The following is a 25,122-nucleotide window of genomic DNA, read 5'->3' as shown; positions in this document are numbered from 1 at the left end:
GGGCGACCTGGGGGTCCCCCCGGCGGAGCTGGGGGAGTGCTCACCACCGTTCGGGGCACACGGCTGAGCACGAGTCCTGGCATCAGGACTCACTCCCGCTCAGTCTCCAGGAACGGTAGGTCACGGGTCGGTGACCGGATGCGCCCCCTGGTGGAGCCGGCGGAGGTGGTCGCGATATGGATGGACCCATGAGCAACCACGGGGGCGCCCAGCACGGGGCCGACGATCCGACGACTTTCGCCCTGCAACCGCCGGACCGGCAGGCGTGGGTGCCCAATCCGCACAACCCGTACGCCGCGCCCGCACCGGGCGGCGGGGGCGGGCAGCCGCAGGGCGCCGCCCCCGACCAGCCGCCGAACACCGCACCCGGGCAACCTCAGGGCACCGCACCCGACCAGCCGCCGAGCACCGCACCCGGGCAGCCGCCGCGCTCGGTTCCCACGCAGGCGCAGGCGCAGACGCAGGCGCAGGACCCCGGCACCGGCCGGCTGATCGACGGGCGCTACCGGCTCCTCGCGAAGCTCGGGCACGGCGGCATGGGGACCGTGTGGCGGGCCAAGGACGAGACGGTGGACCGCGAGGTCGCCGTCAAGGAGCCCCGCGTCCCCGACCACCTCCCCGAGCGGGAACGGGCCAACGCCTTCGAGCGCATGCGCCGCGAAGCCCGCGCCGCCGCCCGGCTCGACCACCCCGCGGTCGTCAACGTCCACGACGTGGCCGTCGTCGACGGGCAGCCCTGGATCGTGATGGAGCTGGTGCAGGGCCGCTCGCTCGGCGCCGCGCTCCAGGAGGGCACCCTGGACGCCCGCGAGGCCGCCCGGATCGGCCTGGAGGTGCTCGGCGCGCTCGAGTCCGCGCACGCCGCGGGCATCCTGCACCGGGACGTCAAGCCGGACAACATCCTGATCGGCCGGCACGACCGGATCGTCCTCACCGACTTCGGCATCGCGCAGATCGAGGGCGAGACCAACCTGACCGACACCGGCGGCTTCGTCGGCTCACCCGAGTACATAGCCCCGGAACGGGTGTTGGGGCAGCGCCCCGGCCCGGCCTCCGACCTGTGGTCGCTCGGCGTGGTCCTGTACGCGGCCACGGAGGGCGTCTCCCCGTTCCGCCGCAGCAACACCCCGGCCACCCTCCAGTCGGTCCTCAACGCCACGCCCGCCCCGCCGGCCGCCGCGCAGGGCCCGCTCGCCGAGGTCATCACCGGCCTGCTGCACAAGGACCCGGCGCACCGTCCGCCGGCCGCGCGGGTCCGGGCCCTGCTGGAGGCGGCCGCCGCGCCGCCCGCCCCGGAGCCCACGCAGGTGGTGCGGTACGCGCAGGCCGCTCCCGGCGGGCCGCGCGGCCCCCGGCTCGGGCGCGGGGCGTGGCTCGGGCTGGGCGCGGCGGTCGTCGCGGTCGCGGTGACGGCGTACGTCCTCGTCGCCCGCCCGTTCGCGGGCCCGCTGCCCGAGGACTGGGCGACCCATCACGAGAAGGACGTGGCCGCCACGATCGCCGTGCCGAAGGACTACCAGAGGCAGGTGCCGGACCGGAAGAACGACAAGAAGCACTGGGTGACCTACAGCGACTGGAGCGGCAGCATCACGGTCGGGGTGATCCTGCTGAAGAAGACCGAGGAACCGGAACGCTCCATCAAGGACTCCGCCGCCGCCCAGATGTACGACGAGAACGGCACCTACAAGCAGTCCGGGGACTACGCACTCGACATGCCGGAGAACCCGGCGACCCACCCGAAGCAGTCGACGTACCAGGGCAAGCAGGCCGCCGAGAACACGATCGTCTACACCACCGACGACAACACGCACCCGATGCCGCGCGAGTTGCGGATGTTCTACTACAAGACCTCCGCGGGCGACCTGTACAAGCTCACCGTCGGCTATCCCGGCAAGGGCGACTTCACCGAACGCGGCCGCGAGGTGGCGCGCGCGGCGATCGCCAACCTGGAGATCGACCGTCTGTGACAACGCCCTGATCAGCGCATTCGTTGCCAGTGATCACTGGCGTGCTGTGAGCGGTCGGTGAATCCGGTGAATGCCTATTACTGACGGGTACACAAAGCCGCCCGACCGGCATACCCTGCGCGTCATGACGGACGCGCAGGCCCCGGCGAAGACCGGTACCAATCCCCAGGCGCCCGCCCCCGCGGGGGCCCGCACCGCCGCCGACGTGGTGACCCCCGAGCTGGTGGCCCGGCTCACCAAGGGCGTCGCCGGCTCCGGCCGGACCGCCAACCACACGCCGTTCACCGGCGACAAGCTCGCCGACCTGCCCGAGTCCACCCCCGAGGACGTGGCCCGCGCCTACGAACGGGCCCGCGCCGCGCAGGCGGTGTGGGCGCGGGTCCCGGTACGGCGGCGCGCGGCCGTCCTGCTCCGCTTCCACGACCTGGTGCTCGCCCGCCAGGCCGAGGTCCTGGACCTCGTCCAGCTGGAGACCGGCAAGGCCCGGCTGCACGCGCACGAGGAGGTGCAGGCCGTCGCCGTCGCCGCGCGGCACTACGGCCGCCGCGCCGCCGCCTACCTGAAGCCCAAGCGGCACACGGGCGCCATCCCGGCCCTCACGCGCGTCACCGAACTGCGCCACCCGCGTGGGGTGGTGGGCCAGATCGCCCCGTGGAACTACCCCCTGGAGCTGTCCGTCGGCGACGCGCTGCCCGCCTTCGTCGCGGGCAACGCGGTGGTGATGAAGCCCGACACCGAGACCTGCCTGACCGCGCTGTGGGCCCGCGACCTGCTCATCGAGGCCGGGCTGCCCGCCGAGGTGTTCCAGGTCGTCATCGGCGACGGCCCGGTCGTCGGCCCCGAGGTCGTCCGGCACGCCGACTACGTCTCCTTCACCGGCTCCACCCGCACCGGACGCGAGGTCGCCCGGAGCGCCGCCGCCCGACTGGTCGGCGTCTCCCTCGAACTCGGCGGCAAGAACGCCATGCTGGTGCTCAGCGACGCCGACATCGAGAAGGCGGCGGCCGGAGCGGTCCGCGCCTGCTTCTCCTCCGCCGGCCAACTGTGCATCTCCATCGAGCGGTTGTACGTCCATGAGGCGGTCGCGGACGCGTTCCTCGAGCGGTTCGCCGCCCGTACGCGGGCGATGCGGCTCGGCACGTCCCTCGCGTACGGAGCGGACATGGGCTCGCTGGTCGGCGAACGGCAGCTGGCGACCGTCACCCGGCATGTGCAGGAGGCCGTCACCAAGGGCGCCAGGGTGGTGGCCGGAGGCGTCGCCCGCCCGGACATCGGCCCGTACTTCTTCGAGCCCACCATCCTCGACGGGGTCGAGGCCCCGATGGCCGTGTGCGCGGAGGAGACCTTCGGCCCGGTCGTCTCCGTCTACCGCTTCACGAGCGACGACGAGGCGATCGAGCGCGCCAACTCCACGCCGTACGGCCTGAACGCGTCCGTCTGGACGAAGGACGCCCGCCGCGGCCGCGAGGTCGCCGCCCGGCTGCGTACCGGCACGGTCAACATCAACGAGGGCTACGCCCCCGCCTACGGCAGCGTCCAGTCGCCGATGGGCGGCATGAAGGACTCGGGGCTCGGACGCCGGCACGGCTCCGAGGGCATCCTCAAGTACACCGAGGCTCAGACCCTGGCCCACCAGCGGCTGCTGCCCATGGCCCCGTCGCTCGGCATGGACGACGAGGGGTACGCGGCGTTCATGAGCCGCAGCCTGAGGCTGATGAAGGCGTTCCGCTTCCGCTAGACCCACCCGTTCGGCCAGCACCGTTCGGCCGGCACCCGTTCGGCCGGCACCCGTTCTCGACGAGGAGAGCACGTGTCTCAAGACGGCTACGACTACGACGTCATCGTCGTGGGCTCCGGCTTCGGCGGCTCCGTCAGCGCGCTGCGCCTGACCGAGAAGGGTTACCGCGTCGGCGTCCTGGAGGCCGGCCGTCGCTTCACCCGCGAGACCCTGCCGAAGAACTCCTGGGACCTGAGGAACTACCTGTGGGCCCCGAAGCTCGGCATGTACGGGATCCAGCGCATCCACCTGCTCGGCAACGTGATGGTGCTGGCCGGGGCGGGCGTCGGCGGCGGCTCCCTCAACTACGCCAACACCCTCTACATACCGCCCAAACCCTTCTTCGACGACCCCCAGTGGCGGGACATCACCGACTGGCAGGACGAGTTGACGCCGTACTACGACCAGGCGCGGCGCATGCTCGGCGTGCGGCTCAACCCGACGATGACCCCCTCCGACGTCCATCTGAAGGCCGCCGCACAGCGGATGGGCGTCGGCGACACCTTCCACATGGCGCCGGTCGGGGTGTTCTTCGGCGACGGCGAGGACGCCGACGGCACGACGAGGGCGAAGGCGGGGGAGCGGGCCGCGGACCCCTACTTCGGCGGGGCCGGACCGGACCGCAAGGCCTGCACCGAGTGCGGCGAGTGCATGACGGGCTGCCGGCACGGCGCCAAGAACACCCTGAACGAGAACTACCTGTACCTCGCCGAGAAGGCGGGCGCGGTCGTCCACCCCATGACCACGGTGGTGTCCGTCACGGACGACTCACGCGGCGGCTACGCGGTCGCCACGCTCCCCACCGACGACCGGAAGAAGGGCACGGGCCGCCTGTTCACCGCACGCAGGGTGGTCCTGGCGGCCGGCACCTACGGCACCCAGACGCTGCTGCACCGCATGAGGGCGAGCGGCCGGCTGCCCCACCTCTCCTCCCGGCTGGGCGAGCTGACCCGCACCAACTCCGAGGCGCTGGTGGGTGCCCAGACCGACGACCGGCGCTACCGCAAGGCGACCGGGCAACCGAAGGCGGACTTCACCCGGGGAGTCGCCATCACGTCCTCCGTCCACCCCGACGAGAACACCCACATCGAGCCGGTCCGCTACGGCCGAGGCTCCAACTCGATGGGCGGCCTGTCGATCCTCCAGGTCCCGTACGCCGAGGGCTCGTCCAGGGTGGCGGCCTGGCTGGCCAACGCCGTCCGCCACCCCCTGCTCGTCCTGCGCTCCCTGTCCAACCGCCGCTGGTCGGAGCGGACCATCATCGGCCTGGTGATGCAGTCCCTGGACAACTCCCTGACCACGTACCTGAAACCGGACGGCGTGGGCAAGGGACTGCTCACGGCCCGTCAGGAGCACGGGGCGCCCAACCCCCAGCAGATCAGGGCCGCCACGGAGGGCGCCACCGCGCTCGCCGCCGAGATCAACGGCTTCGCCGGGTCCAACGTGGGCGAGCTGATGGGCACTCCGCTCACCGCGCACTTCCTCGGCGGCTGTCCGATCGGCGCCTCCCGCGAGACCGGCGTCATCGACCCGTACCACCGCCTCTACGGCCACCCCGGCATCTCGGTCGTCGACGGTGCCGCGGTCACGGCGAACCTGGGGGTGAACCCGTCCCTGACCATCACCGCACAGGCCGAGCGGGCGATGTCGTACTGGCCCAATGAGGGCGAGACCGACCCGCGCCCGCCGCAGGGAGCCGCCTACGAGCGTCTGCGGCCGGTGGCGCCACGGCGTCCGGCGGTCCCGGCGGACGCCTTCGGCGCTCTGCGGCTGCCGTTCCTGGGGATGCCGCCGATGCCGCCGAAGAAGCCCTGAACGCCCGCGCCGCCGAACAAGGCCGGAAGAAGCGGCGAAAGAGAAGAAAGGACCTGCACCCCCCTCCTGGCGCAGGTCCTCCTCCGTCTGCTGATGTGACACGGGGAGGCTGTGAAAGGTTGCGCCCCGGCCGACGGGTTTTCGGTGTGTCCTGCATCACACTTCCCGTCGCTGGAGAAGGGCCCCGCGACCCGAGGTCGCGGGGCCCTTCTCCGGTCAGCACCGACGTCAGGGGCGCCGGTGCCTGGGAAGCGGCGCCGGGGGATTGCGCCGCCTGAGGCGGCCGTGTGCCCTCCGTGCGTCGAGATGCGTCGTCGTGCGCCCGGCGCGCAGGGGGCGCCGGTCTGGTCTCGACCTCTGGCGGTCCGGAGGCGGAGGGGCCTGGCACGCATCGTGCTGGACGAACCTGACGTCCGCAACCCTTTGGTCCGGCCTTGTGCGTCTTTCTGTTCCGCCGGCCGGCCCCGGGCGTCCCCGGAGCCGGCCGTTTATCTGGGTGACCGGGCTGCTGTCCCCTGCCGTCCGGTCACTTCCCTGGAGCGAGGTCCCACGACGCACGGCACGATCCGCACGCCTCATCGCTCCGGAGATCCACGCGTGGTTCTTTCGGGCCCGCCCCTGGCTGGCGCGGACACCGGGACAACGAGGCGTCCCGCGCGGCGGTCACGCGCCGTACGGGTGAGAGCGGCGGGACCTGGGAGGGGCGGCGGGGGACGGCGGTGAGGGGGTCAGATCCTGCCCCGGCACAGCTCCAGCAAGGTCATCGCCAGGGTCGTGCCCGGCTTGCCCAGGGCATCCCTGTAGTGGCCCAGGACCTCCATCTCGCGGGAGAGGTTCACCCGGCGGCCTCCGGAGGCGATCCGGGTCTCCTGGATCACCGCGGAGACGGCCATCCGTTCCTGGATCAGGCCGATGATCCGGTCGTCGAGGGCGTCGATGCGTTCCCTGGCGCCGGTGATCACGTTCGCGGCCTCGTCGGCGCGGGCGCTGTTCGCGGCGGTGGCTGCCGGGATCTGGGGCTGTGCTGCGGTGGCGGTCATGGCGGGGGCTCCTCGCTGGTCGGGTGCGGTGCCCCGGATGACAAGGACCGCAACGCCAGGCGCCCCGGACCTTGTCGGCCCGGGGCGCCTGGGAAGTCGCTTGTCAGTGGCTCAAGCAGCACGACCATGGCAGCCGGTGGGCCGGTTGCCATAGGTAAAGAGGAAGGTCGTCAGCGTGAGCATGGGGCCAGTATGCCTCGCCTGCCTGAGACGTCCAACACGGTTCGCATGATGAGACGGGCGGGAGACGGCCCTCGACGGGTGCCCCGGACGGCGCTCACCGCGCGGTGGGCGGGCGGGCCACCGGGCAGTGGGCGGCGGTCACCGGGCAGTGGGGGAGGGCACCTGTGACCACCTCGGTAGAATCGACAAGCACAAGGACCCCCACCGACGCCGGAAGGCACCCCGTGTCATCAGCGACCCCCGCTGCCGCCGCCCCCGACACCGTCCTGGTCGTCGACTTCGGCGCGCAGTACGCCCAGCTCATCGCCCGTCGCGTCCGCGAGGCGCGGGTCTACAGCGAGATCGTGCCGAGCTCCATGCCGGTTCAGGAGATGCTCGCCAAGAACCCGGCGGCGATCATCCTCTCCGGTGGCCCCTCCTCGGTGTACGAGGAGGGCGCCCCGCGCCTCGACCGCGAGATCTTCGAGTCCGGCGTCCCCGTCTTCGGCATGTGCTACGGCTTCCAGCTGATGGCGCAGGTGCTCGGCGGCACCGTGGACAACACCGGAGCCCGCGAGTACGGCCGTACCGGCCTGTCCGTCTCCAGGCCCTCCTCCACTCTCTTCGAGGGCACCCCGGCCGAGCAGGACGTGTGGATGTCGCACGGCGACGCCTGCTCCGCCGCCCCCGAGGGCTTCTCCGTCACGGCCGCCACGGACGTCGTCCCGGTCGCCGCGTTCGAGAACGACGAGAAGAAGCTGTACGGCGTCCAGTACCACCCGGAGGTCATGCACTCCACGTACGGCCAGCAGATCCTGGAGCACTTCCTCTACCGCGGCGCGGGCCTCAAGCCGAACTGGACCACCGGCAACGTCATCGACGAGCAGGTCGCCGCCGTCCGCGAGCTGGTCGGCGACAAGCGGGCGATCTGCGGGCTGTCCGGGGGCGTGGACTCCGCGGTCGCCGCCGCACTCGTGCAGAAGGCCATCGGCTCCCAGCTGACCTGCGTCTACGTCGACCACGGCCTGATGCGCAAGGGCGAGACCGAGCAGGTCGAGAAGGACTTCGTGGCCGCGACCGGCGTGCAGCTGAAGGTCGTCGACGCCGAGGAGCGCTTCCTCACCGCCCTCAAGGGGGTCAACGACCCCGAGGAGAAGCGGAAGATCATCGGCCGCGAGTTCATCCGCGTCTTCGAGCAGGCCCAGGCGGAGATCATCGCGGACGAGGGCCCGGCCGTGGAGTTCCTCGTCCAGGGCACCCTCTACCCGGACGTCGTCGAGTCCGGCGGCGGCACCGGCACCGCGAACATCAAGTCGCACCACAACGTCGGCGGCCTGCCCGAGGACCTCGAGTTCAAGCTGGTCGAGCCGCTGCGCCAGCTGTTCAAGGACGAGGTCCGCATGGTCGGCCAGGAGCTCGGCCTGCCGGACGAGATCGTCCAGCGCCAGCCCTTCCCGGGCCCCGGCCTCGGCATCCGGATCGTCGGCGAGGTCACCAAGGAGCGCCTGGACCTGCTGCGCGAGGCCGACGCCATCGCCCGCGAGGAGCTGACGGCGGCCGGCCTCGACCGTGACATCTGGCAGTGCCCGGTGGTCCTGCTCGCGGACGTGCGCAGCGTCGGCGTCCAGGGCGACGGCCGCACCTACGGCCACCCGATCGTGCTGCGTCCGGTCTCCAGCGAGGACGCCATGACCGCCGACTGGTCGCGGCTGCCCTACGACGTGCTGTCGAAGATCTCGACCCGCATCACCAACGAGGTCCGGGACATCAACCGCGTGGTCCTCGACGTGACGTCGAAGCCGCCGGGGACCATCGAGTGGGAGTGAGCCCGCTCCGGTCTACGTCCGCCTGAGAGTCCGCACCGGCTCTTCGGGCTTCCAGACCTGGACGACCAGACAGGTGTCGTCCTCGACGTAGGTCCGTACGACCTCCGTCAACTCGGTGCGGAAGAGGTGGAACGGCTGCGGCGGTTCCACCTCTTTCACATACGCGCCCTTCAACTCGTCGTCCTCCACCTCGATCGCCCGCCCGGCGATCCGTACGTCACCGCCCGCCATCCCGGTGTCCGGCCCCGGGTTCGCCTGAAGCGCGAACCTCGGATCCCGGCGCAGATCGAGCGCCTTGAGCGAACCCGGCATCATGCCGAGCCACAGCTCGCCGTTCACGAAGCGCACCTCCAGTCCCGTGGTGCGGGGGGAGCCGTCTCTGCGCAGGGTCACCAGGACGTGGTGCGGGAACGCCCTGAACCGCTGTTCGACGGTCATGGCCAGGCCGGGTTCCACCGCGGCAAACGCCGCCCAGTTCGTCGCCATGCCCCGAGTGTGGCGCCGATACCCGACATCCTCTGTCGGGATTCCCGGCACCGGGTCAACACGGCGTTCCCGAGTTCACCCGTGCCGGCCGGACCTGACGAACGCGGCCGGGGTGGCATAGGGCACAATTCGCTTTCTGCGTAGGGGTGTTGTCGCCGCGGCCGGGCCGCGGGATCCGGGGAAGGCGGGCGTCAGGCGTGGCGGTGCAGGAGGCGAGAGGCGGCGTGGGCGCCCACGGAGGCGGCTGCACCTGCGGGGACTGCCCGCACGGGGCGCGTGCGGGACACCGGCAGGCCGTTGCCGCGTTCCTGCTCAAGCGGGACGAGTTCGCCGCGGGCCAGGGCCTGCCGGCGGCCGTGGCGCACTCGGCGTCGGCCTCGCGGCAGTGGGTCTCGGAGGAGTTGACGCAGTCCGCGGAACTCGTCGCCGAGCGGGGGCGGGCCGAGGGCGAGGCCTGGCTGGCGAGGCTGTGGCGCTGGACGGCGTACACGGTGTGGGCGACGGTCGTCCTGCTCCTTCTGGCGCAGGCGCTGACGGCGGTCGGCGCGGGCTGGAGCACCGCCCGGACGGCGGGGCTGCTGGCGGCCGTCCTGGTGGCCGGGGCGCTGACGACCGCGTCCTGGCTCCACCGCGGGCGCGGCGGGGCGCTCGCCCCGGTCATCGGCGAGGACAACCGGCTGTCCACCTCGCGCGCGGTGGCCGCCGGGTGGGTGCTGTTCGTGGCGTACGCCGTGCTGGTGCTGGCGGGCCGGCTGGCGGCGGCCTCGGAGCACACCGAGCGCGACGCCCTGATCTCCGGGCTGGACCTGGCCCGGGGCGCCGGTGTGGTCACCGTGCTCGCCGTGGTGTGCGGGATCGCGGTCCTCGTGCGGCGCGTGGTCGGACTGCGGGTGCTGGGGCAGCGGCTCCAGAAGGTGCGCGCGGACCGGCCGCGAGCGGCCGACCTGCTGACCGACGACGCGGGGCGGGGCTCCTTCACCGACATCCAGTACGTGGGGATCAGCGCCGTCGCGCTGGTGTTCGCGGCGGTGCGGCTGGCCCGCCGCCCCGACCAGTTGCCCGACCTGCCGTGGGGACTGGCGGTGGTGGTGCTGGTGTCGGCGGCGACCTACCTGGCGGGCAAGTACGCGGACGGCGGCCGGCCGGTCGTCCTGTCGGTGGTCCGGGCCCGGGAGGCCGGGGACCTGGACGCGCCGATCCGGACCGGCGACGACATCGAGATCCGGGGCGCGGGGTTCGTCCCGCCGGGTGCGCAGGGAGCCGACCGGCTGGCCCGTATGAGGGTCCGCATCGGCGCGGTCAATGTGCACGTGCCCCTGGTCCCGGTCACGGGCGGCTTCAGCAACCCCACCGACACGGCCCTGACCGTGCCCGTTCCGGCGGATGTGGAGCCGGGCCGGGTCGAGGTGCAGGTGGTGACGGCGGCGGGCGTGGAGACGAACCGGTACACGATCGACGTGACCGAGTGACCGAGTGACCGAGTGACCGAGTGACCGAGTGGTGGCGGCCGACACATCCGGAGCATCGGGCGCGGATGGATTTGTGGAGGGCCGTCAGCACCCGGACACCCTCGGACGCATGAGCCGAAGTCACGTGGAAGCCGGAAAAACTCCCCCGCCGGGTTGAGCGGGCCCTGTCGCGCATACGTATGGTCGGTCGAGGGGCACAGACGACGGCGGTGAGAGGCGGCTCGCAGTGAAGACCCAGGTTCGTACGGACACCCAGACCCCGCATACCGAGCTGAGTCGGACCTGGCGGGATGCGGCAGCCCGCTACGCCCTCCTGCCCCTCCGCATCTTCCTGGGCGTCACCTTCCTCTACGCCGGTATCGACAAACTCACCTCCAGCGGCTTCATGCAGACCACCGGTCCCGGGTCGATCGGCGAGACGATGCACGCGGTCCGCGACTCCTCCGCCCTTCCGGCCCTCGTCGACCTGGCCCTGAAGAGCCCGGTCGGCTTCGGCTACGGCATCGCCTTCGGCGAACTGGCCGTCGGCCTCGGCATCCTCATCGGCCTGCTGGGCCGCCTGGCCGCGCTCGGCGGCGCGCTGATCTCCCTCAGCTTGTGGCTCACGGTCAGCTGGGCCACCACCCCTTACTACTACGGCAACGACCTCGCCTATCTGATGGCGTGGCTGCCTCTCGTCCTCGCCGGGACCCCCGTGCTCTCCGTCGACTCCGTGCTGCGGGTATGGCGGCGGCGACGGGCGGCGGAGTACCGGTAGCTCAGCACGGGGCGCGGGGGAGCACCGACAGCTCAGCCCGTGCCTCCCGTTCCCGCCCCGCCGAGGGGCGCGCGGGTCTCCCGGTGTCTGCGCACGGCCCTGTTCACCACCGCCGCCGCGCCCCCCAGGCACAGGCCGCCGACGACCATCGGGACCACCAGGAACCACGGGATGTGCCAGGTGCCGGCCGCGTCCCCCGCGTAGGCCACGCCCGCGCCGATGAGGAACACCCCGGACACCAGCTTCCCCGGCTGGAACTCATGGCGTAGCACGGCTCACCTCCGCCTGCCCCAGGCCGACCTGGAGCTTGAGGTCCAGGGTCCCGGCGTCCTTGCCGCCCGCGGTCGCGGGCAGCGTGATCTGCTGGCGCCGGCCCGGAGCCACGTCCACGTCCTGTGAGCCGTCGCCCGGCAGCTGGATGTCGCCGATCCCCACCTCGATCTTCGCCCGCACGGTCACGTCCGCGGGCACGATCACATGCAACCGGCCCACGCCCACCTGCGCCTTCGTCGTCACCGTCGCTCCCTTGCCGAGGTGTATCCGGGTCAGGTCCAAGGTGCCCTCCCCGGTGCCGAGGTGGTACTCGGGCCGGACGCTCGCCGTCGCGGCGGGCTGCCAGGTCCGATGCCCCCACTGCGTGGTGATGTCCTTCGGCAGCGCCGTCGAAGTGGCGAGCAGAGCCGCGGTGATCAGTGCCAGCAGGATCGAACCGAAGCCCGTCCGGCCCAGGAACGCGCTGACCGCTATGCCCAGGCCGAAGACCGCGAGCGCGCAGGCCAGACCGGTCTGGAGGCTGGTGCCCAGGGCGTGGCCGTGCCAGGTCAGGCGGGTGCCGAGGGCGCCGGCGAGCAGGGCCAGCAGGAAGACCCAGCCGCCGATCCCGCGCGGGCCGCGGGTGCGGGGCGGCTCGGTGCGCACCGGACGTGTGTACGGGCGGGCCTGCGTGCCGAGGCCGATGTTGACGGCCGCGGCGACGTCCCGTTCGCGCGAGTCCCCGGGACCCCACAGATAGCCCGTGCCGCCGACGTGGCTGCCGTCCTTGACGATCGGGTCGCGCCACCAGGAGGGGTACACCGCGGTCGCCGGCGGCGCCTGGGCCTCCGGCGGGGCGTCGGCGGCGGCCTGGGCGGCCAGCGGATCGGGGCTGGGGGCGCCGCGGTGCTGCGACCAGTACCCGGCGCCGGCGAGCAGCAGGGACAGGACGACGCCGAAGGTCAGCACGCTGCCGTTGCCCAGCATGGACAGGAAGACCCCGCAGCCGACCAGCGCGAACAGCACGGCCGCGAGCGCCGGTCCGTCCACCCGGCCGGTGAGGAGCTTGCGCACCTCGTTCTCGTCCTCGTCGTCGTACGGCACGAAGAGCCAGGCGAAGCCGTAGAAGATGAGACCTATGCCGCCGGTCGCGGCCAGCACGGCCAGCGTGATCCGGAAGATCACCGGGTCCATGTCGCACTGCCGCCCCAGACCGGAGCAGACGCCGCCGATCATCCTGTGCGCCCGGTCCCGCCGAAACCTCGGCACGCCGTCGGTGCCGCCCGATCCGGTGCCGGCCTGCGGGCCCGCTCCGGCAGCCGGGCCGGCCTCCGGGCCCGTCCCGGCAGCGGTGCCGGCGCCCGCCGTCCCGGTCTCCGGCCCCCCGGCCGGGTCCCGGTGTTCGGCTGTCCCCGTCGTGCCCGCCACGCTCTCCCCTCCTGTCCCGTCGGCCGCGTCCGGCCGCTTGTCCGTGTGCGGCGCGCCCGGCTGCCCGGGTGCGCGCGGCTGCTCACCCGCACCCGCTCCCGCACCGGGCACGGCGTCCCGCGGCCCGGTGCCCGGGGACGGGTCCGGGCCGGAGCCGGGCACCGGACCCGACGCGGCGTGCTGGTGATTCGTCATGCGTCCATGGTGACGGGCGCGCGGTCGTGGCGGGAGCCGGGACGACCCTGGCCGAACCCTGATTCGCCCCTGAGCCGCGGCCGGGGGTTGCGTTCGACCGGCCCGCCGGGCCGCGACCCGGGCCTTTTTCGAAGGTCGGCCCCGAAGACCGGAAGAGCCGCCTCGAAGATCAGGGGAGTCTAGGGGACGGACCCTGATGTCCCCGCACCGCCGGCCGTGTGACCATCAATGGCATGCCGGAAGCCGCAGCAGTGCCCGTCGACGACCCGCGGCCGCCGCGCAAGCTCTACCGCAGCAGCGACGGACGCTGGCTCGGCGGAGTGGCGCGGGGCCTCGCCGGGCACCTCGGGCTGCCCGTGGTCTGGGTGCGGCTGGTCTTCGTCGGCCTGTTCATGGCCGACGGGCTCGGCGCCCTGGTGTACGCGGCCTTCTGGTTCTTCGTGCCCCTCGGCTTCGGCGGCGTCGGCGATCAGAAGCCGCCGTCCCTCGTCACCACCGGGATCTCGCCGGACGGCCGTCGAAGAATCATCGCCCGCAAGCCGGACAAGGGCCAGATCGTCGCCCTGCTCCTCATGGTCGTCGTGGCGATGGTCTTCGTCGGCAGCGTCAATCCGGGCAACGGCGCGAAGGCCTACCTCCTGCCGGCCGTCCTCGTCGCCGCGGGCGTCGCCCTGGTCTGGCGCCAGGCGGACAACGCCCGGCGGGCCCGCTGGGTCGAGGTCGGCCGCCGCCGCCGCACGCTCACCCTGCTGCGCGCCGGCGCCGGCGTCCTGCTGGTCACGGCCGGCGTCTCCGCCATCTTCGTGATGCAGGGGTCCGCCGCTCACCTCGGCTCGGTCCTCCAGGCGGCCCTCGCCGTCCTGGTCGGGATAACCCTGCTCGCCGGCCCCTACCTCGTGCGCATGACCCAGGACCTCTCCGAGGAGCGCCTGATGCGCATCCGCGCCCAGGAGCGGGCCGAGGTCGCCGCCCACGTCCACGACTCGGTGCTGCACACCCTGACCCTGATCCAGCGCAACGCGGAGAACGCGGGCGAGGTGCGCCGCCTCGCCCGGGCCCAGGAGCGCGACCTGCGCGCCTGGCTCTACAAGCCGGAGGGCAACGGCAAGGACGAGGCCGACGAACCGGCCACCCTCGCCGAGGCGGTCAAACGCAACGCCGCCGAGGTCGAGGACAAGCACGGCGTCCCGATAGAGGTGGTCGTGGTCGGCGACTGCCCGCTCGACGACCGGATCGGCGCCCAGATGCAGGCCGCGAGGGAAGCCATGGTGAACGCCGCCAAGTACGGTGGCGAGGGCGGCGCCGTCCAGGTCTACGCCGAGGTCGAGGGCAGGACGGTCTTCGTGTCGGTGCGGGACCGCGGACCCGGTTTCGACCTCGACGCGATACCCACCGACCGGATGGGCGTCAGAGAATCGATCATCGGCCGTATGGAGCGCAACGGGGGGACGGCCCGGCTGCGGGCCGTGCCGGACGGCGGCACGGAGGTCGAGCTGGAGATGGAGAGGGCGGAGAACACGTGATGAGCGACCCGACCGAGGCGAACGGTACGGCGGGAGCGGGGACGACGGGGGAGGGCGGGCGGCACGTGCGCGTGGTCCTCGTCGACGACCACCGCATGTTCCGCACCGGAGTCCAGGCCGAGATCGGCCAGACCGAGCAGACGGGCGTGGAGGTCGTCGGCGAGGCCGCGGACGTCGACCAGGCGGTCACGGTCATCACCGCGACCCGGCCCGAGGTGGTGCTGCTCGACGTCCACCTGCCCGGTGGCGGCGGAGTGGAGGTGCTGCGCCGCTGCGCCGCGCTGACCGCCGACGCAGAGCGGCCCGTCCGCTTCCTCGCGCTGTCCGTGTCGGACGCGGCGGAGGACGTGATCGGCGTGATCCGCGGCGGAGCGCGCGGCTATGTGACGAAGACGATCACGGGCACCGACCTCGTCGACTCGATCTTCCGGGTCCAGGAGGGCGACGCCGTCTTCTCCCCGCGCCTGGCCGGCTTCGTCCTCGACGCCTTCGCCTCCACCGACGCCCCGCCGGTCGACGAGGACCTCGACCGCCTCACGCAGCGCGAGCGCGAGGTACTGCGCCTCATCGCCCGCGGCTACGCCTACAAGGAGATCGCCAAGCAGCTCTTCATCTCCGTCAAGACGGTGGAGTCCCACGTCTCCGCGGTGCTGAGGAAGCTCCAGCTCTCCAACCGCCACGAGCTGACCCGCTGGGCGACGGCACGCCGGCTGGTGTGACCGTTCCGTAGGCGTGACTTTGTCGGTGCCTGTTGTCTGTACCCGTCCCCGTGCAGGCGCCATTGTGGTGTTCTCGCCGATGCACCTATCGTTCCAGTGCTCTTGTCCGCCACCGATGTGACTCGGCCTCAGAGGCGAATGGCCCGTACGGGACGGGGCCGGTCAAGGAGTTCAACCACCACGATTTCCCGGACCTGACCTTGGCCGTTGAGCCAGGCGAGTTGCTGCAGTTGGAGTCCTTCATGACAAACGGGCTCCAGGCGCTGCCCGTTCGGCTCACTCCCTGAGCTTTTTCACCTCGCGCTGCTCACGCCACCCGGGTCGCCCCCGCGAAGGGCATCTGGTCGATCGGGGCCAGGCGGACCGGGGCCGAGGGGTTCGGGGCGTGGATCATCTGGCCGTGGCCGACGTAGAGGCCGACGTGGCTGACACCGGAGTAGAAGAACACCAGGTCGCCGGGTCGCAGTGCGGAGCGTGGGACACGGCGGCCCGCGCCGATCTGGGCGTAGGTGGTGCGGGGCAGTGAGACCCCCGCGGAGCGGTAGGCGGCCTGGATCAGGCCCGAGCAGTCGAAGGCGTTCGGCCCGGTCGCTCCCCACACATAGGGGCTGCCGAGCTTCCGGTAGGCGTAGGCGACGGCCTCCGCCGCGCGGCTACCGGGGGCGGTGACCGCGGCCGGGTCACCGAGCGGGTCCCGGGCGCCGGTGGCGTGGCCGGTCGTGCTCCCGGTGACCCCGCCCACGCCGATCGCCGCGCGCTGGTGCGGGGACAGTCCGGCCAGCAGCCGCCGGGCCTCGTCCAGTTTGGCGGTGACCGCCTTCTTCTGCCGGCGCAGTTCCGCCTGCCGTGACCTGAACGAGGTCAGCTCGACGCGCGCGTCCCCACGCAGCCGGCCGATCTCCCGGAGCTGCCGGCGCACGTCGGACACGGCGGCCGTCTGGCGGACGCCCGCCCGCTCGGCGAACTCGGCCCCGTCCAGGTACCGCCGGGGATCGTCGGACAGCATCAGCCGTACGACGGGGTCGATCCCGCCGTCCCGGTACTGCGCCGCGGCGATCGAGCCCAGCGCGTCGCGGGCGGAGTTCAGCTTCTGCTGCCTGCGGGCGGCCTCGTCGCCCAGTGCCTTCAGCCGCTTCTCAGCCGCGTCCGCCTTCTCCTTGGCGCCGTCGTACTTCTCGGTGGCGGTCTCCGCCTCCTGGTAGAGCCGGTCCACCGTGGCCTTGATCTGCTCCGGTGTCGGCCGCGGCGCGGCGTGCCCGGTGCCGTCGAAGCCGGTCGCCGTAGCGGCGCCCGCGAGGGCGATCGTGGCGGCCGTACGGACGGTGCTTCCGCCGAGCGAGCGCTGTCGGTGCTTGCGGTGCGTTGCCACGTCGAGCGTCACGTCCCTTCTGCCGGCCGCGGAGGCGGGGCGCCGGCCCGGCGGCGGACCGCACAGGGGGAGCGGCCCGCCGCCGGGCTTCTCGGCGGTGGTGTCCGGCCGCCGCCCCTGGCCCGGGCGGCGGTGAAGCCGGTCACCTGGAGCAGGAGCTAAGCCGCTCGATGAGCTCCCGGTGAGGGCATGTACGGAAGTGGCGTCAGGGGATCGCCGGGTGATCGTATGTGATCGTGATCCGGTCCCGGGGACGCTGCCTTGGCGCGCTGGGATGACCGATAGGTGGATTTTCGGGGCATCCGGGCCGGGCGGGGTGCTATGGGTCGCATATATGCGGGCGATCGACACGGGTCCGTCCGAGTCCACCCGGGGCGGTGCCGGGAGCGAATCGGCCGCTGGTTAGGCTCCGACTCATGGACGTACTCATCCATCTCTTCGTCGGTCTGCACATCGTCGGTATCGCCGCGCTGCTCGGCGGCTTCCTCACCCAGATGAAGGCGATGGGTCGGGGCACGGCCCGCTTCGTGCCCGCGATGCTGCACGGTGCGGTGACCATGCTGGTCACCGGCGTGGCCCTGGTCGGCCTCAACGAGGCCCAGGGCCACCACCTCGACAACATCAAGATCGGTGTGAAGCTGGCGCTGCTGATCGTGATCCTGGGCCTGGTCTACGTCAAGCGGGACGACGAGAAGGTGGACAAGAGCCTGTTCGGCCTGGTGGGTCTGCTGACCACGGTGAACATCTTCATCGCCGTGCTGTGGACGTGACGGACCGTTCCGTGGATGTGACGGACCGTGCCGTGGGCGTGACGGTCAGCGCAGCGTCCTGAGCTCCGTGCGCGCGTCCAGGACCGCGCCCGCGGCGACGGCCAGCCACGCCGCCACCGCGACCCACAGCAGCACCTCCCCGAGCCCGCGCGACGGGACGCCGGCGGCGGCCGCGACGGACATGCTCGCCGCCGCCGTCATGCCCATCGGGAACACGGTCGACCACCGGCGCACGTCGTAGCGCGGCCGGGGCCGTACCAGCTCGGCGACGACCAGGACGGCGTACCAGCACAGGTCGAGCACGAGGAGCGCCAGGGTCGCCGTACGCAGCACACTGCTGTCGTCGTCGTCCCACAGGTACATGCCCGCGCCGGCGGTGAGCAGCCGCGCGCCGGCGAGTGCCGAGATCGCCAGGGCCCCGGCCGCGATCCAGTGGTCCCCGTGCCCCTCGAGCAGCTGGCGCAGGTCGAAGCAGCACAGCGCGAAGACGTACAGCGCGAGCCCGATCCAGAACAGCAGCAGCGCGGCGTACGCCGGCCAGGCCACGGCCCGCTCCTTGGCCAGGGTGGCGGCGAGCACGGCCAGGCCCTCGGTCGCCACGCAGCTCAGGAACACCGCCCCGGGCATGGGGCGACGGCAGTTGCGGACCACCAGCACCAGCAGTCCCGGCCACAGCACGAAGGCCAGCGCGAGCAGCGCCTCCGCGAGGGTCTGCCACCCCAGCGCCGAGAAACGCGTCCCGAGCACGGTCGTCGCCGCGACGGCGGTGAGGGCGCCCGGCGTCCCCGCCTCCTCGGCCCACCGCGACCGGTCGCCCAGCAGCCGCAGCACGAAGTCCGCCGCCAGCGTCAGCCAGGCGAGACAGGCCACCACGAGGAGCACGCGGGACACCACCTCGTAGCCCGTCAGGTGCAGGGCGACCGACACGATGCCGGTGGCCATCACGGCGGCCCCGGCCGCCGGCGGGCGCCGCGCCAACCAGGCGCGGAAGGGTGAGGTGCCGGGCATGGCCCGATGCTAGCCGGAACGGAAGCGGGAGCCCGCCCCGAAGGGCAGGCTCCCGCCGCCGGTGCCACGCGTCAGCGCGTGAGCGCCTTCTTGGCCTACTTCGTCGTGACCGTCACCGAGGCGTCAGCCGTTCCGGCGAGCACCTTGGCGTCCCCGGAGTAGTCCACGGTCACGGTGTGCGTGCCCGCATCGCGGAACGCCGGCAGCTTGATGTTCGCCACGCCGCCGCCGCTGAGCTCGGCGCTGTAGGTCCGGCCGTCGACGGTCACCGTGACGGTGCCGGTCGGCTTGGCGCCGGCGGCCGTGACCGTCACATGCGCCATGACCTCGGTCTTGCCCACCACGACCTTGTTCGGCGTGACCTTGAGGTCGACCTTGGCAGCGACCTTGCCGGACTCCGAGCCCGTGTTGAGGCCGACGAGGACCGGGTCGTGGTCGGAGGCCGCGAACGCCTCGTCACCGTTGAAGAACGGCGTGACGTTGTAGTTGTAGCGGCTGTAGTTGAAAGCGACCGACTCCTGGGCGTTGATCTGCCAGATCGTCGCGCCCGTCACCATCGCCGTCGCGGCCGGGCTGGCGACGATGTGGTCGAGGGTGCCCTGGAGGCCGTGGAAGGAGTAGGAGAAGTGCTCCGGGTCGTACGTCGAGCCGAGGTCGTTGTAGCCCTGGCTGTACAGGTACTCCATCGGGTCCTCGTGGGTGTAGGCGTTGAAGTCGCCGACGAGGAACAGCTTGTCGGTCTTCAGCGCCTGCGCCTGCTCCTGGGCGAAGGCAAGCATGTCCTGCGCCTGGTGCGTACGGCTCTCGTTGAACGCGCCCTGGTCGTAGACCGGGCGGGTGTCCTCCTTGTCACCGGGGTAGAGAGCGGTCCCGGATCCCTTGGACTTCAGGTGGTTGGCCACGACCAGGAAGGCGTCCGAGTCGGCAGAACCGGCCGCCTTGAAGCCCTGGGCCAGCGGCTCACGCGCGATGGAGAAGTTCTGACCGGGACCCGAGAGGTCCTTCAGGATGTGCGAGGCACCCACCGGAGAGACATCGGCCGGCTTGTAGACGAACGCGGTCCGGATGACGTCCTCCTGGGACACCGCCGGACGGTCCTCGGTCGCCGGGGACGGGACGAAGGCCCAGGTGCCGGCGCCCGCCTTGGCGTTCAGGGCGTCGACCAGGCCTGCGAGCGCAGTGTCGCGGTCCTCGCCGAACTTGGCCGAGTTCTCGACCTCCTCGAGGGAGACGACGTCGGCCCCGAGGCCGATGATGCCGCTGACGATCTTCTGCTGCTGGCGCTGGAGGTTGGCGTCGTCGGCGGCGCCGCGCGGGCCGCCGGCACCGCAGTCGTTGACCGCGATGTGGTTGCCCTGGCGGTCGTTGTAGAAGGAGCACTTCCCGAGGCCCTTGGCGATGTAGCGGTCGCCCGTCATCGGGAAGTAGTTCTGCACATTGAAGGTCGCCAGGTGGACCTTGCCACCGACGGCCGCCGGCTGCGCCTTCTGGGTGCGCATGTCGGAGAACGAGACGATGTCCTTGCCGGCACCGTTGACCTGGCTCGTGGGCTGGAAGTTCCACAGCGAGTTGCGGTACTCCAGGACCACGGGCTTGTGGAAGGTCGCCTTGGCGCCCACGCTCACCGGGTTGTCGGGGGTGAGCCAGGGCAGCGGGTCGTTGGCAGCGGCACCGGTGGCGGTGTAGCTGACGCTCGCACCGTCATCGAGCATGATGGCGTGGGAGGCGTTGTAGTCGGCGGCCTTCTGCGCGGCGTCGCTGCCGGCGGTGCCGGCATCCGTCGGCTGGCGCAGCGTCTGGGTGCCGGCGGCCAGGCCGACCTGGCCGTAGAAGTTGGCGTTGTAGTTGTCCGCCACCGTGAAGTCGCCCTGGGGAGCCAGCAGCTCGCCCTCGTGCGCCTCCTTCTGGGCGTCGGTCTCCAGGTCGCTCCACGCGATCTTGAGGGGGTTGACGGCCGGCAGCGGGGTGGACAGCTTGGTGACGGTCGGGAAGGTGATCTCGGTCGTGCCGGAGAACTCCTGGACCGTGCCCTGCACCTGGACGCTGTCGCCGATGCTCACGGTGCCGGCGGACTGGGAGCCGTAGACGAACACGGCGTCCGAGGCACCCGGGGTCTTGTCGTCGGCCACGGTGCCGCCGGTGCCACCGGTCTGGATGTAGAAGCCGTTGAAGCCGCCGGTCGCGTAGACCGCCGTGACGACACCCTCGGTGGTGACCGTCTTGCCCGCCAGCGGCGAGGTGTCGGTGTCGGTGCCCTGGATCTCGGCGATCGTCACCTCGCCGGCGTCACCGCCCGAGTTGCCGTCACCGGGCTCACCGTCACCGTTACCGGCACCGCCGGAGTTCTTCGGGTCGGGCGTCGCGGTGATGAAGTCGGCGCTGTTGTTGTCCGTGTCCACGCCGGGGGTCTTGCGGGTGACGGCCATGGTGTTGCTCGGCGCAGGAGCAGCCGCGCCCTCGACGATCGAGCCGGTGCCGAAGCCGACCGTGTCGATGACGGCACTGGCCGCGTCGTTCAGCGTCACCGAGCCGTCGGTCGCCGACATCGCCAGCTGACCGCTCGCGTCGGGGGTGGGCAGCGGGGTGGTGCCGCCGGTGCCCTTCGACTCCTGGACCAGGTAGTAGCCGTGGGCCGGCACGCTGCCCGAGAGGGCCGTCGACCCGCCGAGGCCACCCTTGGCGCTGTAGTACGACACCGACCAGCCGCTCACGCTGATGGCGGCGTCGGTCGGGTTGAAGATCTCTATGTAGTCATTGGTGTAGGTGGAGCCGGAGTTGCCGCCCCCGCCGTACACCTCGTTGATCACCAGTCCGGTACCGGCCGGGTTGGCGTTGGCGGACCCGGCGATGAAGCTGCTCAGACCGGTCACGGCAAGCACGATGCCGGTGGCACGGATCAGAGTCCGGCGGGACCGGGAGTTCCTCGGGAGAGGAAGAGGCATGGAGTCGCTCCTGAAATTGGAGAACGGCGGCACGGGGAAACTGGAACCGCACGGCCGAACAAGGCGAAGCGAGTTAAACCGGGACTCCCGGCCGTTATGCCAACGGTGGGTGAACTGCTTGTCTCGATCTCTCCAAAACCCGGACGGCTGCATGAAGATACGTCAGGTCGACGCGGTCGTCCACGCCTTGACCCGTGGTGAGTTCGGGCGCGTGCTGCCGCCGCTGTCACCGATGAGCACACCCGGCATTCCCCCGGCGCCGTAGCTCGGCGGGCGGTGACGGCCACCTTTCCGCGAGGCCGGTCACGGTTCCTTCCGTGCCCTCGCGGCCGAGGCGGCGCCGCTCCGACGGCGGCCGACAGCGGCGGGCCGCTGCGACGGCGGCCGATTGCTCCGCGCCGCCGGACACCCCGTGGCCGGGCTCGGGCTCGCGGCGGTCGGCGAGGGGTACGCCCTCTCCCTCTGCCGGAAGATCAGTGGACATGCGCGCCGATCCGCGGGGCGGAGTTTTCGGGGCGGCGACCGGTTGTCGGTCCGGCGCCCTAGACTCGTAAAGCGATGAGCAGCCTCTTTGACGACAGCTTCCTGGCGGATCTCCAGGGCCCCCGGGGCCATGAGGAAGAGCCCCCGCCGCCGCCCGAGGACGATCACGCTCCGGAGCCGGTTCCGGACGATCTGTTCGACGGGAAGTTCGACGTGCCCCCGGACCGGGACTCCTACGAGCGGGACGCCTACTACCGCGACGGCGCCCACCGTCCGGTCGTGGACCCGGCCGCGCTCCTGGAGGGGCTGAACGACAACCAGCGCGCCGCCGTCGTGCACTCCGGCTCCCCGCTGCTCATCGTGGCCGGCGCCGGCTCCGGCAAGACGCGCGTGCTCACGCACCGGATCGCGTACCTGCTGGCTGAGCGGGGCGTCCACCCCGGCCAGGTCCTGGCGATCACCTTCACCAACAAGGCCGCCGGCGAGATGAGGGAGCGCGTCGAGCAGCTCGTCGGACCCCGCGCGCACGCCATGTGGGTGATGACCTTCCACAGCGCGTGCGTGCGCATCCTGCGCCGGGAGAGCAAGAAGCTCGGCTTCACGTCCTCCTTCTCGATCTACGACGCCGCCGACTCCAAGCGCCTGATGGCCCTGGTCTGCCGTGATCTGGACCTCGATCCCAAGCGCTACCCGCCCAAGTCCTTCAGCGCCAAGATCAGCAACCTCAAGAACGAGCTGATCGACGAGGAGGACTTCGCCGCCCAGGCGACTGGGGGCACCTCCCAGACGGAGTCTGGGGGAGGCTTCGAGAAGACCCTCGCCCAGGCCTACGCCCTGTACCAGTCGCGGCTGCGCGAGGCCAACGCCCTCGACTTCGACGACCTGATCATGACCACGGTCAACCTGCTGCGCGCCTTCCCGGACGTCGCGGAGCACTACCGCCGCCGCTTCCGGCACGTCCTGGTCGACGAGTACCAGGACACCAACCACGCGCAGTACGCCCTCGTGCGGGAACTCGTCGGCACCGGCGGGCACTCCGCGGACGTGGCCGACGCACCGCCCGCCGGGGACGACCTCCGGCCGGCCGAGCTGTGCGTGGTCGGTGACGCCGACCAGTCGATCTACGCCTTCCGCGGCGCGACCATCCGCAACATCCTCCAGTTCGAGGAGGACTACCCGGACGCGACGACCATCCTGCTGGAGCAGAACTACCGCTCCACGCAGACGATCCTGTCCGCCGCCAACGCGGTCATCGAGCGCAACGAGTCCCGCCGTCCCAAGAACCTGTGGACCAACGCCGGCGCGGGCGCCCGCATCACGGGCTACGTCGCCGACACCGAGCACGACGAGGCGCAGTTCGTCGCCGAGGAGATAGACCGGCTCACGGACGCGGGGGAGGCCAAGGCCGGCGACGTCGCCGTCTTCTACCGCACCAACGCCCAGTCCCGCGTCTTCGAAGAGATCTTCATCCGCGTCGGCCTGCCCTACAAGGTCGTCGGCGGCGTCCGCTTCTACGAGCGCAAGGAGGTCCGGGACGTCCTGGCCTACCTGCGGGTCCTGGCCAACCCCGAGGACTCCGTCCCGCTGCGCCGCATCCTCAACGTGCCCAAGCGGGGCATCGGTGAGCGCGCCGAGGCGATGATCGACGCCCTCGCCCAGCGGGAGAGGGTCAGCTTCCCGCAGGCGCTGCGCCGCGTCGACGAGGCGTACGGCATGGCCGCGCGCTCCACGAACGCGGTCAAGCGGTTCAACACGCTGATGGAGGACCTCCGCACGATCGTCGAGTCGGGCGCCGGGCCGGCCACGATCCTGGAGGCCGTCCTGGAACGCACCGGGTACCTGGCCGAGTTGCAGGCGTCGACCGATCCGCAGGACGAGACCCGTATCGAGAACCTCCAGGAACTCGCCGCCGTCGCCCTGGAGTTCGAGCAGGAGCGTGGGGAGGGGGAGCCGGTCGCGCTGTCCGACTTCCTGGAGCAGGTCGCCCTGGTCGCCGACTCCGACCAGATCCCGGACGAGGAGGACGGCGACGGCGTCATCACCCTGATGACCCTGCACACCGCCAAGGGCCTGGAGTTCCCGGTGGTCTTCCTGACCGGCATGGAGGACGGCGTCTTCCCGCACATGCGTGCCCTCGGCCAGACCAAGGAGTTGGAGGAGGAGCGGCGCCTGGCCTATGTCGGCATCACCCGCGCGCGGGAGCGGCTGTACCTGACCCGCTCGGCGATGCGCAGCGCCTGGGGCCAGCCGTCGTACAACCCGCCCTCCCGGTTCCTGGAGGAGATCCCGCCGGCGCACGTGGACTGGAAGCGGACGGGCGGCTCGGGCTTCGCGCCCTCCGGTCCGGCCTCCTCGGTGGCGGCCTCGCTGTCCTCATCCCGCTCCCGCTCGTCGGCGTCCGGCGCCTCGGGCTTCGCCACCCGCCGCACCACGGAGAAGCCGGTGGCGGCGCTCGCCGTCGGGGACCGGGTCACGCACGACCAGTTCGGTCTGGGCACGGTGGTCGCCGTCGCGGGCACCGGCGACAAGGCCCAGGCGACGATCGACTTCGGCGACGGCAAGGCCAAGCGGCTGCTGCTGCGGTACGCGCCGGTGGAGAAGCTGTAGCGACGGCCGGGCCGTTTCGATCCAGCCTCCATCTACCTGGCCGTACTCCACATCGCAGGCATCTTCCTGTGGTCCGCCCGCTGGTCCGAGCGGAGCTGCCCAGCCCTAGGTGGTGGGCTTGGTCTCGCCAGTACGAAGTTGGTCTGTGGGGACGTGGAAGCGTTCGTGGAACACCAGGCGGCCAGATTCCGTCAGTGCGAGGGCTCGGCCCGTGCCGATCCTGGTCACCCAGCCTGCGTCCAGCGCGCGGGAGCAGATGGCGGCTCCCACGGCACCGCCCAGATGGGGGCGGCGTCCGGTCCAGTCCAGGCATGACCGCACCAGCGGGCGCCGCGTGGTGGTGGAGAGTGCGATGCAAGACCGCAGCTCTGTACACCATCAGCTTTCAGGCCCCGGGGTTCTACCAGCAACACGGCTGGGGGCACCTGGGAGAAGTTCCCTGCCTACCTGCCGGCACCAGCCGCATCTTCATGACCAAAGAACTCTGACTCCACCGCTCGACAGCTCCGCGACCCATGGCCGACTGT

Annotated in this window: 17 protein-coding genes; 10 read left to right on the top strand and 7 right to left on the bottom strand. The window is 71.7% G+C overall.

What is annotated here, in order from left to right:
• Positions 1–188 precede the first annotated feature (188 nt).
• The 3 genes from ACIHCX_RS24240 to ACIHCX_RS24230 all read left to right on the top strand — a co-directional run bounded on the left by ACIHCX_RS24240 (position 189) and on the right by ACIHCX_RS24230 (position 5,559).
• Positions 189–1,967, top strand: coding sequence for a serine/threonine-protein kinase (locus tag ACIHCX_RS24240; RefSeq protein WP_400032807.1), 1,779 nt, complete (start codon positions 189–191; stop codon positions 1,965–1,967).
• Positions 1,968–2,091: 124 nt separating this feature from the next.
• A complete protein-coding gene (locus tag ACIHCX_RS24235; protein WP_400032805.1) occupies positions 2,092–3,705 on the top strand; it encodes a succinic semialdehyde dehydrogenase in 1,614 nt (537 codons plus the stop codon).
• Between the two features lie 72 nt (positions 3,706–3,777).
• Positions 3,778–5,559 (top strand): GMC oxidoreductase, encoded by a 1,782-nt coding sequence (locus tag ACIHCX_RS24230; protein WP_400032803.1) that lies wholly within the window; start codon positions 3,778–3,780, stop codon positions 5,557–5,559.
• Between the two features lie 728 nt (positions 5,560–6,287).
• On the opposite strand, the gene ACIHCX_RS24225 is transcribed toward ACIHCX_RS24230, so the two are convergent.
• Positions 6,288–6,599: a chorismate mutase gene (locus tag ACIHCX_RS24225; RefSeq protein ID WP_400032801.1), complete on the bottom strand. Its 312-nt coding sequence runs from the start codon at positions 6,597–6,599 to the stop codon at positions 6,288–6,290.
• Between the two features lie 407 nt (positions 6,600–7,006).
• On the opposite strand from ACIHCX_RS24225, the gene guaA reads away from it, so the two are divergent.
• Complete coding sequence (gene guaA, locus ACIHCX_RS24220; protein WP_400032799.1) at positions 7,007–8,587, top strand: glutamine-hydrolyzing GMP synthase; 1,581 nt, start codon at positions 7,007–7,009, stop codon at positions 8,585–8,587.
• A gap of 12 nt (positions 8,588–8,599) precedes the next feature.
• Here the strand turns inward: guaA and ACIHCX_RS24215 are convergent, their stop codons facing one another.
• Positions 8,600–9,073 (bottom strand): pyridoxamine 5'-phosphate oxidase family protein, encoded by a 474-nt coding sequence (locus tag ACIHCX_RS24215; protein WP_400032797.1) that lies wholly within the window; start codon positions 9,071–9,073, stop codon positions 8,600–8,602.
• A gap of 197 nt (positions 9,074–9,270) precedes the next feature.
• Between ACIHCX_RS24215 and ACIHCX_RS24210 the strand changes: the two genes are divergently transcribed.
• Positions 9,271–10,542 carry a hypothetical protein gene (locus ACIHCX_RS24210; RefSeq protein ID WP_400032795.1) on the top strand — a complete coding sequence of 424 codons (1,272 nt, stop codon included), beginning with the start codon at positions 9,271–9,273 and terminating at the stop codon, positions 10,540–10,542.
• A 226-nt stretch (positions 10,543–10,768) separates the two neighbouring features.
• Entirely contained in the window at positions 10,769–11,299 is a 531-nt protein-coding gene (locus ACIHCX_RS24205; protein ID WP_400032793.1) for a DoxX family protein, read from the top strand.
• 32 nt (positions 11,300–11,331) lie between these two features.
• On the opposite strand, the gene ACIHCX_RS24200 is transcribed toward ACIHCX_RS24205, so the two are convergent.
• Together ACIHCX_RS24200 and ACIHCX_RS24195 are read right to left on the bottom strand one after the other, a co-directional pair.
• On the bottom strand, positions 11,332–11,571 hold the full coding sequence (locus ACIHCX_RS24200) for a hypothetical protein (protein ID WP_400032791.1): 240 nt from the start codon (positions 11,569–11,571) through the stop codon (positions 11,332–11,334).
• Positions 11,558–13,174, bottom strand: coding sequence for a PspC domain-containing protein (locus tag ACIHCX_RS24195; protein WP_400032789.1), 1,617 nt, complete (start codon positions 13,172–13,174; stop codon positions 11,558–11,560). Before ACIHCX_RS24195 ends, ACIHCX_RS24200 begins: the two co-directional genes overlap by 14 nt.
• Before the next feature lie 233 nt (positions 13,175–13,407).
• Between ACIHCX_RS24195 and ACIHCX_RS24190 the strand changes: the two genes are divergently transcribed.
• The gene (locus ACIHCX_RS24190) at positions 13,408–14,697 is read left to right on the top strand and encodes a PspC domain-containing protein (RefSeq protein WP_400032787.1); all 1,290 of its coding nucleotides are present in this window, start codon (positions 13,408–13,410) and stop codon (positions 14,695–14,697) included.
• Positions 14,697–15,416, top strand: a complete 720-nt coding sequence (locus tag ACIHCX_RS24185; RefSeq protein WP_400032785.1) for a LuxR C-terminal-related transcriptional regulator — start codon at positions 14,697–14,699, stop codon at positions 15,414–15,416. The genes ACIHCX_RS24190 and ACIHCX_RS24185 overlap by 1 nt, the downstream gene beginning before the upstream one ends.
• Positions 15,417–15,723: 307 nt before the next feature.
• Here the strand turns inward: ACIHCX_RS24185 and ACIHCX_RS24180 are convergent, their stop codons facing one another.
• Positions 15,724–16,785 (bottom strand): NlpC/P60 family protein, encoded by a 1,062-nt coding sequence (locus ACIHCX_RS24180; protein ID WP_400033295.1) that lies wholly within the window; start codon positions 16,783–16,785, stop codon positions 15,724–15,726.
• A 416-nt stretch (positions 16,786–17,201) separates the two neighbouring features.
• Here ACIHCX_RS24180 and ACIHCX_RS24175 point away from each other — a divergent pair, with 416 nt between their 5' ends.
• Entirely contained in the window at positions 17,202–17,555 is a 354-nt protein-coding gene (locus ACIHCX_RS24175) for a hypothetical protein (protein WP_400032783.1), read from the top strand.
• A 45-nt stretch (positions 17,556–17,600) separates the two neighbouring features.
• On the opposite strand, the gene ACIHCX_RS24170 is transcribed toward ACIHCX_RS24175, so the two are convergent.
• Together ACIHCX_RS24170 and ACIHCX_RS24165 are read right to left on the bottom strand one after the other, a co-directional pair.
• On the bottom strand, positions 17,601–18,563 hold the full coding sequence (locus ACIHCX_RS24170; RefSeq protein WP_400032781.1) for a tellurite resistance/C4-dicarboxylate transporter family protein: 963 nt from the start codon (positions 18,561–18,563) through the stop codon (positions 17,601–17,603).
• A gap of 95 nt (positions 18,564–18,658) precedes the next feature.
• Positions 18,659–21,505 carry an ExeM/NucH family extracellular endonuclease gene (locus ACIHCX_RS24165; protein WP_400032779.1) on the bottom strand — a complete coding sequence of 949 codons (2,847 nt, stop codon included), beginning with the start codon at positions 21,503–21,505 and terminating at the stop codon, positions 18,659–18,661.
• A 558-nt stretch (positions 21,506–22,063) separates the two neighbouring features.
• On the opposite strand from ACIHCX_RS24165, the gene pcrA reads away from it, so the two are divergent.
• Positions 22,064–24,595 carry a DNA helicase PcrA gene (gene pcrA / locus ACIHCX_RS24160; RefSeq protein WP_400032777.1) on the top strand — a complete coding sequence of 844 codons (2,532 nt, stop codon included), beginning with the start codon at positions 22,064–22,066 and terminating at the stop codon, positions 24,593–24,595.
• Positions 24,596–25,122: the final 527 nt, after the last annotated feature.

Source organism: Streptomyces sp. NPDC052043, from assembly GCF_044548235.1.
Classification (GTDB): domain Bacteria; phylum Actinomycetota; class Actinomycetes; order Streptomycetales; family Streptomycetaceae; genus Streptomyces.
This window is presented reverse-complemented; position numbering and strand designations above follow the sequence as displayed.

Coding starts and splice junctions, on each gene's coding strand:
- ACIHCX_RS24170 (WP_400032781.1), bottom strand. CDS start 18,563: ATGCCCGGCACCTCACCCTTCCGCGCCTGGTTGGCGCGGCGCCCGCCG.
- ACIHCX_RS24190 (WP_400032787.1), top strand. CDS start 13,408: ATGCCGGAAGCCGCAGCAGTGCCCGTCGACGACCCGCGGCCGCCGCGC.
- ACIHCX_RS24215 (WP_400032797.1), bottom strand. CDS start 9,073: ATGGCGACGAACTGGGCGGCGTTTGCCGCGGTGGAACCCGGCCTGGCC.
- ACIHCX_RS24195 (WP_400032789.1), bottom strand. CDS start 13,174: ATGACGAATCACCAGCACGCCGCGTCGGGTCCGGTGCCCGGCTCCGGC.
- ACIHCX_RS24240 (WP_400032807.1), top strand. CDS start 189: ATGAGCAACCACGGGGGCGCCCAGCACGGGGCCGACGATCCGACGACT.
- ACIHCX_RS24185 (WP_400032785.1), top strand. CDS start 14,697: ATGAGCGACCCGACCGAGGCGAACGGTACGGCGGGAGCGGGGACGACG.
- ACIHCX_RS24165 (WP_400032779.1), bottom strand. CDS start 21,505: ATGCCTCTTCCTCTCCCGAGGAACTCCCGGTCCCGCCGGACTCTGATC.
- pcrA (WP_400032777.1), top strand. CDS start 22,064: ATGAGCAGCCTCTTTGACGACAGCTTCCTGGCGGATCTCCAGGGCCCC.
- ACIHCX_RS24225 (WP_400032801.1), bottom strand. CDS start 6,599: ATGACCGCCACCGCAGCACAGCCCCAGATCCCGGCAGCCACCGCCGCG.
- ACIHCX_RS24175 (WP_400032783.1), top strand. CDS start 17,202: ATGGACGTACTCATCCATCTCTTCGTCGGTCTGCACATCGTCGGTATC.
- ACIHCX_RS24235 (WP_400032805.1), top strand. CDS start 2,092: ATGACGGACGCGCAGGCCCCGGCGAAGACCGGTACCAATCCCCAGGCG.